General features: G+C 40.6%; 11 protein-coding genes. All 11 read right to left on the bottom strand.

What is annotated here, in order from left to right:
* Positions 1-368 precede the first annotated feature (368 nt).
* Complete coding sequence (gene rpoC, locus A3G9_RS0101740; RefSeq protein WP_002821758.1) at positions 369-4,070, bottom strand: DNA-directed RNA polymerase subunit beta'; 3,702 nt, start codon at positions 4,068-4,070, stop codon at positions 369-371.
* A gap of 11 nt (positions 4,071-4,081) precedes the next feature.
* On the bottom strand, positions 4,082-7,675 hold the full coding sequence (rpoB, locus tag A3G9_RS0101735) for a DNA-directed RNA polymerase subunit beta (protein WP_018025210.1): 3,594 nt from the start codon (positions 7,673-7,675) through the stop codon (positions 4,082-4,084).
* 221 nt (positions 7,676-7,896) lie between these two features.
* Positions 7,897-8,100 (bottom strand): cold-shock protein, encoded by a 204-nt coding sequence (locus tag A3G9_RS0101730; RefSeq protein WP_002816803.1) that lies wholly within the window; start codon positions 8,098-8,100, stop codon positions 7,897-7,899.
* 175 nt (positions 8,101-8,275) lie between these two features.
* Entirely contained in the window at positions 8,276-9,283 is a 1,008-nt protein-coding gene (locus tag A3G9_RS0101725) for a DUF4811 domain-containing protein (RefSeq protein ID WP_002820335.1), read from the bottom strand.
* Positions 9,280-10,818 (bottom strand): MDR family MFS transporter, encoded by a 1,539-nt coding sequence (locus A3G9_RS0101720; protein WP_002820337.1) that lies wholly within the window; start codon positions 10,816-10,818, stop codon positions 9,280-9,282. Before A3G9_RS0101720 ends, A3G9_RS0101725 begins: the two co-directional genes overlap by 4 nt.
* Positions 10,819-10,899: 81 nt before the next feature.
* Entirely contained in the window at positions 10,900-12,747 is a 1,848-nt protein-coding gene (locus A3G9_RS0101715; protein WP_002821756.1) for an ABC transporter ATP-binding protein, read from the bottom strand.
* Entirely contained in the window at positions 12,740-14,491 is a 1,752-nt protein-coding gene (locus A3G9_RS0101710) for an ABC transporter ATP-binding protein (protein WP_002821755.1), read from the bottom strand. The genes A3G9_RS0101715 and A3G9_RS0101710 overlap by 8 nt, the downstream gene beginning before the upstream one ends.
* 45 nt (positions 14,492-14,536) lie before the next feature.
* A complete protein-coding gene (trhA, locus tag A3G9_RS0101705; protein WP_002821754.1) occupies positions 14,537-15,190 on the bottom strand; it encodes a PAQR family membrane homeostasis protein TrhA in 654 nt (217 codons plus the stop codon).
* 50 nt (positions 15,191-15,240) lie between these two features.
* Positions 15,241-16,371 carry a recombinase RecA gene (gene recA / locus A3G9_RS0101700; protein WP_002821753.1) on the bottom strand — a complete coding sequence of 377 codons (1,131 nt, stop codon included), beginning with the start codon at positions 16,369-16,371 and terminating at the stop codon, positions 15,241-15,243.
* A 116-nt stretch (positions 16,372-16,487) separates the two neighbouring features.
* Entirely contained in the window at positions 16,488-17,048 is a 561-nt protein-coding gene (gene pgsA / locus A3G9_RS0101695; protein WP_002820342.1) for a CDP-diacylglycerol--glycerol-3-phosphate 3-phosphatidyltransferase, read from the bottom strand.
* Positions 17,045-18,019, bottom strand: a complete 975-nt coding sequence (locus A3G9_RS0101690) for a helix-turn-helix domain-containing protein (RefSeq protein ID WP_002821751.1) — start codon at positions 18,017-18,019, stop codon at positions 17,045-17,047. The genes pgsA and A3G9_RS0101690 overlap by 4 nt, the downstream gene beginning before the upstream one ends.
* Positions 18,020-18,036: the final 17 nt, after the last annotated feature.

Below are 18,036 nucleotides of genomic sequence, written 5' to 3'. Positions count from 1 at the left end.
CTGACTGTTTGTTTTACCAAACGTTGTTACGTAATTTATTGTTTTTGTATTACGAATTGACTTCGCAAATTAATTAATTTGTTCATATCTATTTGCATAAATATGAATCCCTACACAATTTGTTTGTCTTTGTTCTGTTCAGTTTTCAAAGTGCTGCGTCACTTCAAAAGCAACCTTTATATCATGCCAGAGAAGCAAGCGAATGTCAAGACTTTTTCAACAATTTCTTGAGAAAAGAAATCTTTTAAGTCCGCCGCGCTCCCTGAGCTGACTTAAATATATTACAGCCATTTAAACCGAAGGTCAATAGGAAAATGAAAAAAATATAAAAAACCCGCTGAAGATTCAGCGGGTAGGGAAAAAGTTATTTATTTAGCGCTATTACTTGCTTTGTTTCCAGTTGAAGAAGCAGGTTCTTTATCGAATGCTTTTTGTAATTCATCCAATGTAGGAATCTTTTCCAATGGTTCGACTGGAGCAGCAACAACTTCGTCTTTAATATGACGATATTCAACGACACCAGTCCCGGCAGGAATAACTTTACCGATGATAACATTCTCCTTCAAACCGACCAGAGGATCGTTTTTGCCGCGAATAGCAGCATCCGTTAAGACACGGGTGGTCTCTTGGAACGAGGCGGCAGACAAGAATGAATTAGTCTCTAGAGAAGCCTTTGTAATACCAAGCAGGACCGGACGCGATGTAGCAGCCGTTTGACCTGAAAGAATTGTTTTGGCATTGGCACGACGGAAGTCGGCAATATCCAATAATTCACCAGGAAGCAAGTCGGTTTGTCCAGGATCCATCACACGAACCTTACGGAGCATTTGACGAACCATAACTTCAACGTGTTTGTCGGCAATACCAACACCCTGCATACGGTAAACTTTTTGAACTTCAGCCAACATGTAGTTTTCAGTCTTCAAGGTACTGGAAACTTTGATCAATTCCTTAGGATCCAAAGGTCCTTCGTTGATCGCTTCGGAACGATGAATTTCGTCGCCTTCGGCAACTCGCAAACGAGCAGAAATTGGTAGAACGTATTCACGGGTATCGGTTTCTCCTTCAATCGTAACTGTCTTGGTACGATCAGCCGGGTTCTCTTCGATACTAGTAACTTTTCCGGTTACTTCGGAAATTTCAGCACGTCCTTTAGGATTACGGGCCTCGAAAATTTCCTGAACACGAGGGAGACCTTGAGTAATATCTTCTGACAAAGCAACACCACCAGTATGGAAAGTACGCATTGTCAATTGAGTACCAGGTTCTCCAATCGATTGAGCAGCAACCGTACCAACGGCTTCACCAACTTCAACGATGTCTCCGGTTGCCATATTGCGACCATAGCACTTAACACAAACACCGTGTTCGGTACGGCAAGTAAAGATCGAACGAATTGTAACTGTTTGAATCCCAGCATCAATGATTTGATCAGCAACATGTTCATCAATCATTTGGTTCTTCTTAGCAATTACTTCGCCGGTTTTTGGATCAATAACCGGTTTCATTGCATATCGGCCCAAAATGCGGTCATAAAGCGGTTCAATAACTTCATTGCCATCCATAATTGCAGAGACATCAAGACCACGATCAGTACCACAATCTTCTTCACGAACAATAACCTCTTGGGCAACATCAACCAAACGACGGGTCAAATAACCAGAGTTAGCAGTTTTCAAAGCCGTATCAGTCATGCCTTTACGTGCACCATGAGTAGAAATGAACATTTCCAAAACAGAAAGTCCTTCACGGAAGTTAGCAGTAACGGGAAGTTCAATAACCTTACCGTTAGGAGCAGCCATTAAACCACGCATACCAGCCAATTGAACGAAGTTTGAAATGTTTCCACGAGCTCCGGAATCACTCATCATAAAGATCGGGTTCTTTGAATCAAAGGAAGCAATCAACATTGATTTGATCTTGTCTTGAGCATCCGACCAAGTTTGAGTAACTTGAATATAACGCTCATCATCGGTCAACAAGCCGCGACGGAACTGTTTAGTGATTTTAGCAACCTTTTCATGGGCTTCTTTAAGTACCTCGCCTTTTTCAGGAAGTTCGGTAACATCCGACATAGCAACGGTTAAACCGGAACGAGTTGAAATATCATACCCAAGATCCTTCATATCATCAAGTAAAACAGAAGTCCTGGTTACTTGATAGCGGGCATAAATTTGAGCGATGATATCCGATAGAAATCCTGATTTAAATGGTCCGTTCAAAGATTCGTTTTTGAACCATCCAACAATATCAGTACCGGGATCAAGGAAGAAACGATCATCGATGCCATTAAAGTTCTCAGATTTTGGTTCGTTAATATATGGAAAATCATCCGGCAAAATTTCATTAAAGATAACTTTACCAACTGTTGTAACCATTATTCTTGCACGCTGATGGTCCGTAAATGGTTTTGCTTTATCGAAACTGGAAGCTGCGATACCAATACGAGTATGCAGTTCTACTTCGTGATTCTGCAAAGCCATCTTGACCTCGTCGGCAGAAGAGAAAATCATCCCCTCACCTTTAATGCCGGCTTCTTCAGTTGTCAAATAATAGTTTCCAATCGTCATATCCTGCGAAGGAGCAACAATTGGTTTTCCATCTTTAGGTGCCAAAATGTGAGAAGCAGCCAACATCAATAAACGCGCTTCAGCTTGCGCTTCATCAGACAAGGGAACGTGAATCGCCATTTGGTCACCATCGAAATCAGCGTTATAAGCCGTTGTAACCAGTGGATGCAAACGCATCGCTTTGCCGGATACAAGAACAGGTTCAAAAGCCTGAATACCAAGACGGTGCAAAGTAGGTGCACGATTAAGCAGAACTGGATGTTCCTTAACAACTTCTTCTAAGACATCCTGAACAACATCTTCATGGCGTTCAACCAAGCGACGGGCTGAACGAAGGTTATTTGCGCCACCGTTCTCTGTCCCTAATTCGATTAGTCGGTTATAAATAAAAGGCTTAAACAATTCAACAGCCATCTGGCGAGGAAGACCCATCTGGTTCATTTTCAAGAAAGGTCCAACATCGATAACCGAACGACCGGAATAATCAACACGTTTTCCCAACAGATTCTGACGGAACCGTCCTTGCTTACCCTTGAGCAGGTGGGAAAGCGACTTCAAAGGACGATTACCAGGTCCGGAAACAGGACGGCCACGACGACCGTTATCGATCAATGCATCAACAGCTTCCTGGAGCATACGTTTTTCGTTTTGAACAATAATTCCAGGAGCATTCAAGTCCAATAAACGCTTAAGACGATTATTACGATTAATAACTCGACGGTACAGATCGTTTAAGTCGGAAGTCGCAAAACGACCACCTTCCAATTGGACCATTGGGCGCAAATCAGGAGGGATAACCGGAACAACATCCATAACCATCCATTCCGGCTTGTTGCCGGATTGAATAAAGGCTTCGACGATGTCCAAACGACGAACGGCACGAGTCCGTTTTTGTCCGGTAGCGTCCTTTAATTCGTTCTTTAATTCCTTAGCCTGTTTTTCAAGATCGACTTCTGCTAATAATTCTTTAATAGCTTCAGCACCCATCTTTGCATCAAAAGTATCAGTACCATACTGGTCTTGATATTGACGATATTCAGCTTCGGTGATCAATTGTTTCTTTTCAAGTGGCGTGTTTCCGGGGTTAATTACAACGTAACTGGCAAAATAAATAATTTCTTCAAGAGAGCGCGGACTCATGTCCAAAATCAAGCCCATTCGACTTGGAATTCCCTTAAAGTACCAAATATGTGTAACAGGAGCAGCTAATTCGATATGGCCCATTCTCTCGCGGCGAACCTTCGAAGAAGTAACTTCGACACCACAACGATCACAAACAATCCCTTTATAGCGGATTCGCTTATATTTTCCACAAGCACATTCATAATCTTTAATTGGTCCAAAAATTCGTTCATCAAAGAGACCGTCACGCTCAGCTTTTAAAGTACGATAGTTGATCGTTTCTGGTTTTTTAACTTCACCATAAGACCACTCGCGGATCTTAGCTGGCGATGCTAAACCAATTTGCATAGATTCAAATTTGTTAACGTCTATTGCCAAGTTTTTTCTCCTTAAACATTTTCTTCATCAAGTTTTGTTGCTGGAATCCGTGGCGTATCGTCATCGTCTCCTTTAAACAAATCAGGCTTTTCTTTAGCGATCTGTTCCAATGCATCAACCGTCGCAACATTATCGTCTTCATCCATTTGAGCCATTTTTACTTCTTGGCCTTTGCCATTGAGGACCTTCATATCAAGTCCAAGCGCCTGCAGTTCTTTAACAAGAACACGGAAAGATTCCGGAACGCCGGGCTTTGGAATTGCCTGCCCTTTAACGATAGATTCAAAGACCTTATTACGACCGCGAACATCATCAGACTTATAGGTAAGAATTTCCTGCAAAGTGTAAGCAGCACCATAGGCTTCAAGAGCCCAAACTTCCATTTCACCAAAACGCTGTCCACCGAATTGGGCTTTACCACCCAAAGGCTGTTGCGTAACAAGAGAATATGGTCCAATTGAACGAGCGTGAATCTTGTCGTCAACCATGTGAGCCAGTTTCATATAATGCATAACACCAACAGAGATTCGGTTATCGAAGGCTTCACCGGTCTGTCCATCATAAAGAACTGTCTTGCCATCTTCGTCAAGTCCAGCCTCTTTTAGAGCATCGATAATTTCATCATCAGAAGCTCCATCGAAAACAGGAGTCATAATTTTAATACCAAGTTTTTTAGCTGCCATGCCCAAATGAAGTTCCAAAATCTGTCCGATATTCATACGGGATGGAACACCCATTGGAGAAAGGAGAATATCGATTGGTCTGCCATCCGGCATAAACGGCATATCTTCTTCTGGGACAACAACCGAAACAGTTCCTTTGTTTCCATGGCGGCCAGCCATCTTATCGCCGACTTGGATCTTACGTTTTTGAGCAATGAAGACCCGGACCATCATATTAACTCCAGGAGCCAATTCATCGCCATTTTCTCGAGTGAAAATTTCGACATCCTGAATAATTCCGCCACCGCCGTGAGGAACACGCAAAGAAGTATCACGAACTTCACGGGCCTTTTCACCGAAAATAGCATGGAGTAAACGTTCTTCGGCTGATAATTCCGTTACACCCTTTGGAGTAATTTTTCCAACTAAAATATCTCCATCTTCAACTTCGGCACCAATTCGAATAATCCCGGAATCATCAAGATCCTTTAATTGGTCTTCACCAACGTTAGGGATTTCACGAGTAATTTCTTCAGGTCCAAGTTTTGTATCACGTGCTTCAGACTCGTGTTCTTCGATATGAATAGATGTGTACACATCGTCACGGACCAGTCGTTCGTTTAAGACAATTGCATCTTCGAAGTTATATCCATGCCAAGTCATAAAGGCGATAACCGGATTTTGTCCAAGAGCAAGTTCACCATTTTCCATTGCTGGTCCATCGGCAAGCACTTCACCTTTTTCAATCTTTTCACCAACTTTAACAATCGGAGTCTGGTTATAATTCTTTCCGCCATTCGAGCGCTGGAATTTCATTAATGGATATTCATGGAGAGTTCCATCTTCTTCGCGGACTTTAATTGTTCGGCCATCAACATATTCGACTGTGCCCTTTTCTTCGGCAATTTGTGCTAATCCGGAATCGACCGCTGCACGATATTCAATTCCGGTTCCAACGATCGGAGAATGCGGAGCAACCAAAGGAACAGCCTGACGCTGCATGTTGGCCCCCATTAAAGCACGGTTGGAATCATCATTTTCAAGGAAAGGAATCGCAGCTGTCGAAACAGCAACAACCTGTTTTGGAGAAACATCCATGTAGTCGACATCTTCAATTGGCGTTTCAATATTGTTATCGCCATGACGAGCGGTAACAGTTGGATTTGTGAAAGATCCATCGTCATTTAACGGAGAGTTAGCTTGAGCAATCGTGTAATTATCTTCGACATCGGCAGTCAAGTAATCAATCTTGTCGGTAACTTTATGGGTCTCCCAATCAACACGGCGATAAGGCGTCTCGATAAAACCATATTCGTTGATCCGTCCATAGACAGCCAAAGAGGTAATCAAACCAATGTTTGGGCCTTCTGGAGTTTCAATTGGATCAATACGGCCGTAATGAGAATAATGAACATCACGAACTTCATAACCAGCACGATCACGAGTCAGTCCACCAGGTCCCAAGGCAGACAAACGACGCTTATGGTTCAATTCGCCAAGCGGATTGGTTTGATCCATGAATTGAGAAAGTTGTGAAGAACCAAAGAACTCTTTGACTGCGGCAACAACCGGACGAATATTAATTAATTGTTGCGGTGTAACAGTGTCGGAATCTTGAATCGACATCCGTTCGCGGACAACACGTTCCATTCGCGTGAGGCCAATACGGAATTGGTTTTCAAGCAGTTCGCCAACCGAACGAATTCGACGATTGCCTAAATGATCGATATCGTCAGTCGCGCCGACTCCCTCTTGGAGATTGAAGAAATAGTTCATGCCGGCAATAATATCGGCAGGAAGAATGTGATGAATCGACTCGTCAATGTGGCCATTTCCGATTAATTTAATAACTTTAGTCGGATCAACCTGACTGAATATTTTAATCGTCTGAACTTTAATCGGATCGGGCAGGACTCCTTCTTCATCAGGTTGCAGATTTTCAACGTGAAAATCCTCTTCATCGAGTAGTGGAGAAATCAGTTTCATACTTTTCTTATCAATCTTCGTGTCCTTAGGAACAACAACTTCGCCGTCGGAATTCAAAATATCTTCAGCTAAAGTCTGACCCAACAAACGGGATTTCAGAGAAAGTTTTTTATTGACCTTGTAGCGACCAACATTGCCAAGATCATAACGTTTCGGATCAAAGAAACGAGCCGCTAATAGTGAACGAGACGAATCAATCGTTTTTGGTTCACCGGGACGCAAACGCTCGTAAATATCTTCCAAGGCTTCACCGACTCTAGACATCGAAGGATCTTTATGAACATCTTTTTCAATTGCCAAATTCAAAGAATCTATCTCGTCGCCAAAGATATCTTGGATCTCCGAATCAGAGCCAAAACCAAAGGAACGAATTAATTCCGTAATCGGAAGTTTACGGGTTCGGTCAATTCGAATATTAGCAACGCCTTTGGCATCGGTATCCAATTCCAACCAAGCACCACGGTTTGGAATAACCGTAGTTCCATAAACAACTCTACCGGTTTTATCGGTATCTTCGTTGTAATAAATTCCCGGAGAACGAACAAGCTGCGATACAACAACACGCTCGGCTCCATTAATCACAAAGGAACCATATTCGGTCATTAATGGAAATTCGCCAAAATAAACATCCTGAGACTTAATTTCGCCAGTTTCTTTATTCGTCAAACGAAGAGTAACATGCAGTGGAGCCGCATAGTTAACGCCTTGTTCGCGTGATTCCTTTAACGAATATTTAGGTTCTCCTAATGAGTAATCTACATATTCAAGTGATAGCTTGCCGGCAAAATCTTCGATAGGCATGATATCATTGAACATTTCTTTAATGCCTTTATCCATAAACCACTTATAAGAGGCAGTCTGGACTTCGGTCAACGGTGGGATTTCAAGCACTTCTTTAGCAGAAGAGTAACTGCGTCGAGTAACATGCTTATTTATCTTCACATTATGTGTAACCAATGTAATTCCTCCAATTTTTATCTAGGTCAGTCAATTTCATTCTTCTCAAATATTTTGGTAAATAAATTACTAAATTATGTGAGATTATGAGCATAAAAAAGCGCTGATCCAAACGGATCCGCGCTTTGAAGTAGTTACGGGACAATATTTCCATAACCACATTTTAAAAAGACCTCACTGCATAATGATTATACACAGAAGGTCAATGAATTGCAAATTTATTAGTTAGCTTTATTAACGTTAACGGCTTGTGGTCCACGTTGGCCATCTTCAACTTCAAAAGTTACCTTTTGACCTTCATCTAATGACTTGAAGCCATCAGTCTGAATAGCTGAGAAATGTACGAATACATCGCCACCGTTGTCGCGAGTGATAAAACCATAGCCTTTATCGGCATTAAACCATTTAACTGTACCTGTTTCCATGAAAAAATTCTTCCTGCACCTAGTGCGTCTTTAATCTATTTTTTGTTGTACATAATTGGCGCAGAGCTTTGAAACATTTAAATTTTGAATCTTGGAACCTTACCGATTAATACTTCTTCATTATAACAGAACTATTGAAAGAAAACCGATTAAAAAGTTCGGTTTCTCATTAAAACTATTTGCTGCTGGAGTTACTGCTCTGCTTTGAAGAAGTAGAAGATGAATTACTGGAACTGGAAGATGATGAAGAAGAACTGGAAGAGCTGGAAGACGAGTTCGCAGCCGAGGAAGATTTTGCAGCAGATGCAGAGGCTGAGGCACTAGCGGATGCCGAACTTTGTGCAGCCTCCGATTGAGCAATCGAAGCCGACTCGGAAGCCGATGCGGCAGCCTGTTCAGAAGCAAGTATTGAACTTGAAAGAGCTGCGGACTCTTTTTTAGACGCAGCCTTACTTGAAGATTCAATTTTTGCTGTGAGATCTTTATCCGTTTTCGTCAAAGAGATTGATAGCAAGACACGAATAGCAGTTACCTGAATTCTCGCGGCTTTTTTATCCTTCCCCGCTTCTTGAGCTTCTTGAGCTGCTGCTAGTAATGTTAATACCTTCTCGTTTTTAATTTTTTTTGGATTGGCAATCAATTTTTGCAGTTTTGATAACTGCTTTTCAGTTAGTTGAAGCCACTCATTATCGGGAATTTGGAAAACAACTTTCTTTTTGCTGACAACTTTATCAAGTTTGCCGAAGCCAAAGAATAATTTCGATAAACCATCCTTATACTTCCATTTTGTTACTTTTGTAACCCGATAAGCTTTGCTACCGGAAATTTCTTTCATGGAAAGGCTGCTTGTCGAAGAAGGAACGGCAGTCCTTACTTTAGCGGAATTTTCTTTGTTTTTATAAAGATAAATCGCTAAATCACTGCCAAGCTTTTTATTACTTGTCGTAGCTAAAATGCCTGCGCTTAATTTATTGCCGGCGACCGAATAGATTCTTTCCTTTTGCGAACTAACAACTTTTGCCATGCCAAAATGTTCATTCATGTTCAAAATCATTAAAAGAATGCTGCCAAAAAGAAGCAGGCTGGACAGACTTCCCCAAAGACGCCGCAGAAAAGCAGTTTTAAGCAACATCCAGCTTACAAATGTCGTCAGCGCAAATAAAGCGACTAATACAAAGATCATGATTGTTTGTCCCCTTTCTCATCGAGGAGATTCGGATCGTTGCTAATAATCTTACCTGAATGAAGAAAACCGGAAATGATAAATCCAAGAAGAGCAAAAATCAAAGCAATTGCAAACGAAGCATGAAAACCAGTTAAGGTTACATCGAGAGTTTTTCGACTAAATTCCAAAACGTTTTCCGATTTCAAAGCTTTGGCTGGCCCCTCTGTATTGGCAATATTTTGCGTCACAGAAGAAAGCAAGGAAACAACAATTGCAGAAGCGACCTGTCTGGCAGTGTTGTTGGCGGCAGTCCCATCGGAAGCTTTTTCTTTTGGGAGTGCAGACATTGCCGAAGCGGTAAGCGGCATCATAACCATCGCGATTCCAAACATTCTCAAAGCGTAAAAGATTGTTATAAAAGACTTTGGCGTATTTAAACCAATGAATAAGAAAGGAAATGTTGCAATCGATAAAATCATGAAACCGACTCTCGATAACCGTTTTGCACCATTTCGATCATAAACTGCTCCGGCAACCAGAGACATAACTCCCATCAAAACCGCTCCAGGAAATAGAGTTAAACCGGATGACAATGGCGATAAACCACGAAGTTCCTGCAAATAAGTTGGAATCATCATTTCAATTCCCATCATTGCCATCATCGATAGAGAGATCAAAATAGTTGTGACCGAAAATTGTTTTATTTTGAAAACGCGGACATCCAAGAAAGGATGTTTCATTTCCAATTGATGCAAAACGAAAGTTGCAATAAAGAAAATACCAATCAATCCCGGAATAATAACATGCGGAATATCAAACCAACCATCATAGTGTGAATTGGCAACATTGGTCAGTCCCCATAAAAAGAGACCAAAACCGACCGTAGACTGAACCAAAGAACGAATATCGAGCTTAATATTTTGATTTGGCACAACATCATGCAACAAGAACAAACTCATAACCAGGTCTAAAGCAATTACAAACATCGGTAATAAGAAAATGGAACGCCAGGAATCAGACAAAGTCAGGCCGAGAATCGTATGGTTCTTATCTAAAATCCATCCGGAAAGTGTCGGGCCAATCGCCGGAGCCATTCCGATAACCAAACCACCCAAGCCCATCGCGGCTCCACGATCTTTAGCCGGAAATATGTAAACAATAACGACTTGCATCAAAGGCATTGTAATTCCAACGGCAATTGCCTGAACAATTCGTCCCGCTAAAAACCAATTCCAGTTGTTGTTCGGGGCACTATAAGAAATATATTGCCCTATTAGAAGCATTGAGAACGCAACAACATAAAGCCATTTAGTTGGAAACTTGGTCGACAAATAAGCTGAAACAGGAACCATAATTCCATTTGCCAGCAAAAACCAAGTAGTTGCCTCTTGAGCCGTTGCCAGGTCAATATTAAAATCATTCATTAATGTTGGCAGAGCAGTTCCTAAAGAAGTTCCCATCAGCATTCCCGCGAAGGTAGCAACCAAAACGGCTAGCATAAATAGGCCGCGACTATAATTTTTTCCGTGAATATCAACTGATTTTGCCGACATTTATACCTCCATAAAAACAAAAAAACAAACAATAATTATTACTTATACCGTCTTTTAAAATAACGGAAAAATGGTGACATTTCAGATGGCTCCATTCGAAAATTGTGAATTATACAGATCGGCATAAAAGCCGTTAGCATCCAAAAGTTCTTCATGCGTTCCAGTTTCGACAATCGACCCATGATTCATAACAACAATATTATCACCATTCTGAATTGTCGAAAGCCGATGAGCAACAACAAAACTGGTCCGGGAACTTTGCAGTTTTTCCATTGCCCTTTGAATTAAAATTTCTGTTCGCGTATCAACAGAGCTGGTAGCTTCATCAAGGATTAAAATTTCCGGATCAGCAAGAAAAGCCCGGGCAATCGTTAACAGCTGCCTTTGACCCTGCGAAATATTAGAAGCCGATTCATTGAGGATTGTTTGATATCCCTTGGATAGCTGGCGGATGAAACCATCGGCATAAGCCTCTTTGGCCGCAGAAACTACCTGGTCTTCAGTCGCTTGTTCGTTACCATATTTAATGTTGTCAAAAACAGTTCCGGTAAAGAGCCAAGTTTCTTGAAGAACCATTGCAAAATGAGAACGGGCTTCCGGTCGCGTCAAAGTCCGGGTATCAAAACCCTTATATCTAATTGAACCATCTTTTACATCATAAAAACGTTCGAGAAGATTAATAATCGTTGTTTTGCCAGCACCGGTCGGTCCAACAATTGCAATCATCTGGCCTTTATCGACTTTAAGCGAATAATCTTTGATTAATAAATTATCACTGTAACCAAATTTAACGTGATCGAAAGACAATAAGGATTTAGGATTCTTGATATTTTTCGGTAAATTTTTGAAATCGTTAGTCATTTCTTTCGCATCAAGAATTTCGAAAATTCTTTCGGCACTGGCAATCGTCGATTGAATTGTATTACTTAAATTGGCAATTTGAGTAATCGGTTGCGAGAATTGATTGGTATATTGTAAAAATGCCTGAATATCGCCAAGCGGCAACTGACCATTCGCAACTTGAATCGAACCAAAAACAGCAATTAACAAATAATCCAGATTATTTAAAAACTGCATCGCCGGAAAAATCAAAACAGAAATAAATTGAGCTTTCCAAGCGGCTTGATAATATTTTTGACTTTGTTTTTCAAATCTATCAATCACTGGAATTTCACGATCAAAGGTTTTAATGACCTCATGGCCAGAAAAAGTTTCCTCGACTTGGCCATTCATAATTCCCAATACTGCCTGCTGTCTGGCAAACAGTTTCTGGGCATGCGGAGCAATAAAACGAACAACAAAAATGCTGATTGGCACCGTAATGAAAGCAATCAAAGATAAAGACCAACTAATAGTCAGCATAAAGAAAACAACGCCGAGAAAAGTTAAGGCGGAAGTGACAATTTGAATCAGCGCTTGTTGAAGAGTCCCGGAAATATTATCCATGTCGTTAACAACCCGGCTCATAATATCTCCATTTTGATGCTGATCATAATATTTGATCGGCAAGCGAGCCATTTTGGCTTTGAACTCCGATCGCAAACGAAAGATCGTTTTCTGAGAAATTCTCGTCATGATAACCTGCTGAAGAAAACTCATAAGGGCCGAGAGAACATAAATAATAGATACTTCAATCAATATTTTGATAATTGGTTGGTAGGAGATTTGATATTTTTCGGACTTCAAACCAGCAACAACCCCTTTATAAATGATCGTTGTAGCCCGACCCAAAATTTTCGGTGCAGAAACAGACAACAAAACCGACCCAATCGCGAGAAGAACCGAAAAAACAACACCAATTCTGTTCCGACCAAGATATTTAAACAGTCTGACCGTCGTACCCCAAAAATTATGCGGGTGTTCGGCGACTCTTGCCATCGGCCTCGGTCCATTGCCGTTTCCACTCATTCTTGCGGCCGGATTACGCATAAATTTTACCTCCGGACTTGGCTAAGATATCATTTTTATGAAGTTGGGAATCGACAATTTCTTTGTAAATCGAATTATTTTTCAACAATTCTTGATGCGTGCCAAGACCAGAAATTTTTCCATCCTCCAAAACGAGAATCTGGTCAGCATCTGCCACGGTCGAGACACGTTGAGCAACAATGATTTTTATTGCATTTTTTATTTTTTTATCTTCGGAAAGTGCCTGCCGTAAATTGGCATCAGTCTTAAAATCAAGAGCAGAAAAAGTATCATCAAAAATATAAATATCGGCCCGTTTAATTACTGCCCGGGCAATTGATAAGCGTTGGATCTGACCACCGGAAAAATTATTGCCGCCTTGTTCAACCGGTGCATCCAAGCCGCCTTGTTCTTGAATAAAAGAATTTGCTTGGGCAATTTCCAAAGCACGATTCATATCTTGTTCACTGGCTTGAGAATTGCCATACTTTAAGTTGCCTCGAACAGTACCTTCGAAAAGAAAAGACTTTTGGCTGGTAAAAGAAATGTGTTTATGTAGATCACTTTGAGAAAAATCACGAACATCGTCTCCGTTAATCAGCACCTTACCGCCGGATACATCGAATAATCGAGGAACGAAATTGATAAGACTGCTTTTCCCTGACCCTGTTCCTCCAATAATCGCCAGCGTTTGTCCTTTATGAATCTCAAAATTAATGTCATCAAGGACTTTCTTACTCGAACCGGAAAAAGTAAAGTCGACATGGTAAAACTTCAAATCGTCAATTGGATCAAGTTTTTTCGGTTTAATCGGATCGTTAATAGTGTCCTTGATATCAAGAACTTGCTGAATTCTTTGTGCAGATGCCTGAGCCCGTGGAACAACAACAAAAATCATTGAAAGCTGCATGAAAGAAAACAACATTTGTGTTGCATATGTAATAAAAGACAAGAGATTGCCAACCGGCATCAGACTCCCGGCAATTAAATGAGCACCAAACCAAACAATCGCTATATTCGATGCACTGATAATGAAGGTCATCGCCGGACTCATCAAACTGGTAATCACGTAAGCGTTAATTGCATTTTGTGTGAGATTTATATTAGCCTTTTTAAAACGATTTTGCTCGAATTCATCTTGATTAAAGGCACGAATAACCCTCACTCCAGTTAATCCTTCACGAAAAACCAAATTGATTTGATCCGTTAAAGCTTGAATCTTTTTAAAAAGGGGTACCGATTTGGTCATGACCAAAATGACAACCAAAGCCAAAACCGGCATTGCGGCAGCGAAGACCAACATTAAACGAGGACTCTTAAAATAAGCCATCACGCTGGCACCAATTAACATCATTGGAGATCTAATCATCATCCGAAGCATCGAATAAGTGACATTCTGCATTTGGACAACATCATTGGTCGTTCTCGTAATCAGTGACGCCTGACCAAGTTTTTCAAAATCGCCATCCGCCATTTTTGTAACCTTGCGAAACATAAAACTTCGCAGTTTGACGCCAAGTTTTTGAGAAGAAGTAGCTGCCAGTAACTGGTTACAGATTGCTCCGACAATTCCAAAAAAACTAACAATCAACATAACCAGACCGGTTTTCCAAATATAAGAAATATCATGTTTGACAACACCAATATTAACTATATTCGCAGTAATCGAAGGCAAAATAAGATCAGCGGCTACCTGAAAAAACAAACAAAAAATAGCCAGAAAAACAACGAATTTATTTAAATTTTTATAAGCCAGCTTGAACATGCATTTTAAAATATATGTTACGCCAGTTTTAAAAAAAAAATCAAATTACATTGTCAGATAGATTGAAGAATACATTAAAGCCGTCCCGAGAAGAACAAACAAATGCCACCAGACATGGTTCCACCAAATTCTTGTATTCAAATAAAAAAAAGTTCCCGCCGAATAAGAAATTCCGCCCCAAAACAGCATCCAAAGTGAACTAGTCGGAATACTGTCTTTAACAATCGGAAATAGAAAAACAATTAACCAACCCATTGCCAAATAGATCAAAACCGAAATCCAGCGATACCTGCCGATAAACATGAAATCGTAAACAATTCCTCCGATCGCCAAGATAAGGTTGGCAACCCATATCCACAAAGCAATCGGGTTTTTAATGAAAATCCAACAAAAAGGGGTATAGGTTGCCAAAATTATTAAGAAAATCCCTAAATGGTCAAAATGTTGGAAGATCCAAGCACAATGGGTAAAGATCAAAGCATGAAAAAGAGTGGAATTTAAAAGAAAGATAATCAGACAGACTGAATAAATAATCAAGGCCGTTAGGTCGATCGCCGAAGTATAGCCTGTGTCTGCAGCTCGAATAAAAAGAAAAATAATTCCAATGATTGCGGCAGCAAAGCCGAGACCATGAGTAATCGAATTAAAAATTTCTTCAACGATACCAAAGGTTTTTACACTATGCTTTTTACTGTCCATCGTTCAAGTTTACCCTAATAAAAAATCCGACTCGCGCGGATTTAAAATAATTAATAAATATCATCGTCGGATAAATCATCGCCGGGATCACTCGACTTAGGATTGTAGTTAGGATCATCGAAAGGGTCCGAGGCAGAGTCTTTACTCTTTTTATTGTCTCCAGGATCTTCATCTGAATCCTTCTTTTCACCAATTCCATATTGATCGCGGACAGAAGTGAAAATTTCGTCATGTTCCTTTTTGTGTTCCGGACTGTCTAGCCAAGAAATAGCGTTAACACGGCCTTGACCAATTTTCTCTCCTTGGTAGGCATACCAAGCACCAGACTTATTGATAATGTCTTTATCAACCGCAAGATCAATTAATTCTCCGGTTTGGCTAATACCTTTTCCGTACATAATGTCAACTTCGGCAACTTTAAACGGAGGAGCAACTTTGTTTTTAACAACTTTAATTTTGGTATTATTTCCAACAATATTCGTGCCATCTTTAATTTGAGCAGATCGACGCACTTCAAGTCTAACAGTCGAGTAAAATTTCAAAGCACGGCCACCCGGAGTTGTCTCTGGATTTCCAAACATAATTCCTATTTTTTCACGAATCTGGTTAATAAAAATTGCAATTGTACCGGTTCTATTCAGTGTACCGGCAAGTTTCCGAAGTGCCTGGCTCATTAAACGAGCCTGTAAACCAACATGAGAATCGCCCATTTCTCCTTCGATTTCAGCGCGTGGGACCAAAGCCGCGACCGAATCGATAACCAATAGATCGATTGCCCCGGAATTAACCAAATCATCAGCGATTTCCAAGCCCTGTTCTCCGGTATCCGGTTGGCTAAGCAGCAAATCGTCAACATTTACGCCAAGAGCTTGCGCGTATTTCGCATCCAAAGAGTTTTCGGCATCGATATAAGCCGCCGTGCCGCCCTGTTTTTGGACTTCAGCAACCGCATGCAAAGCAACAGTTGTTTTACCTGAAGATTCCGGTCCGAACACTTCAATGATTCTTCCTTTCGGATAGCCACCAACCCCTAAAGCAATATCGAGTTTTAAAGAACCTGTTGAAATAACATCGACCTGTGTATGAACATTTTCACCCAAACGCATAATCGATCCCTTACCAAAATCTTTTTCAATTTTCTTTAATGCTGCATCGAGTGCAGCTTTTCTTCCACTAGCCATAAAACCTCACTTGTTTATTATGCTACGAAAAGTAAGCATATACGAACATTTGTTCGTACTTTAAAATAACTTAACCTTCGAAATATTAATACGTTTTTTTCTAGTATTTTTGAAAATTACATACCATCGGAAAAAACAGAACGATTTTTAACGAAATAATCGATTCCAGAATATATCGTGAAAATAACGGCCAAATAAATCAGAATCTGTCCAATCGGAAAACTAATTCCAAAATTGCTGCAGTACAAAAAAATAATTGCAAACATTTGAGTAAAAGTCTTGATCTTACCAGGCATCTGAGCTGCAAAAACTGTTCCACTGTTTTCAACAATCAAAGTTCGAAGACCAGTAATCGCCAATTCGCGTATCACGATGATTGAAGTAATCCAAGCTGCAACAACGCCATAACGAGTTAGAAATATCAGTGCTGTCATAACAAGCAGCTTATCTGCCAAAGGATCGGCGAACTTACCAAAATTAGTAACAAGATGGCGACTGCGGGCAATTCGTCCGTCGAGCAAGTCAGTGATTGAAGCAATCGCGAAAATAATCGCGGCAACAATCCATCCAGTTGAATGTCCGAAAGTCGAAGACCACTTAAGCGGCAGACTCAAAATCAAAATAAAAATCGGAATCAAAAAGATCCGAAAAGTAGTTAACTTATTAGGTAAATTCATTGTGAAACCTTCTCCCTTTTAATGATTATATTCGTGATTTGAACCGAAGATCCGGACATAAAGTTCGTATTTTTGCCATCAAATAAGATTTCTGTATTGTAGGGGTTGCCGACATGAATCGTGGCTTCCTTTTGGCCTTTACTTAAAGTGACCTCTTTATAACTACCGGCAGGAATCGTCGTTTCGAATTGGGTAACGCTGTCAACTGTAAAAATCGTCCATGAAGCGCTGCTGGCCTGTACCTGAATTGTGTGAGCCTTGTCGTCATAAAAAGTCATCGTTGCCGTATTACTGCTGAATTGTGGTTTAGACAAAGCTTCTACATTGGAACTGCTGGATGACGATGAACTGCTCGAACTGCTCGATTTTTGCTTTGAACTCTGCATTTGCGCCGAACTGGAATCGATTTTTGTTGACGTTGTCGAATTGGGATGAACCTTGCCAATAACAATCCAAGCCCCAAAAGCCAAAATAAAAAGCAGGGCAACAATAAGCAAAGGAATCTTCTTCATCAAACGCTGCGGCATTGAAAGCGATAAATTCATTCCCGCTCTGGGAATTCGATCGGAACCAACGCGAATAGAATTCTTGGAAATCTTTTCGTTGCCGGTCTTGTCTTTATCCGTCTGACGATCATTCCAAGTACCTTTCGAATCTTCTTCATTGAAAAAAAGCGAATCCGGATTATTTGAATTTTCCTGGTCGGATTCAAAATCAGAATCCAGATCTTTGTCCCTGTCCTCCGAGGTATCCAAGATAGTGTTTGGATCCAACCCAACCGTATTGGCGTATTGGCGAATAAAGGCTTTCACATAAAAAGGACCAGGGAGTTTATCAACTTGGCCAGTTTCAATTGCCTGCAAATAGCGCACTTGGATCTTGGTTGAAGAAGAAATGTCTTCTAAAGTTAATCCATGATGCTCACGTGCGTCCTGTAGATGCTTTCCAATTGCTCGGTAATCAGTATCCATTCATAAAAATTATAACA

The organism is Oenococcus oeni DSM 20252 = AWRIB129 (assembly GCF_000372485.1).
Classification (GTDB): Bacteria; Bacillota; Bacilli; order Lactobacillales; family Lactobacillaceae; genus Oenococcus; species Oenococcus oeni.
Note: the sequence above shows the minus strand (reverse complement) of the source record. Positions and strands in the feature narration are given on the sequence as shown.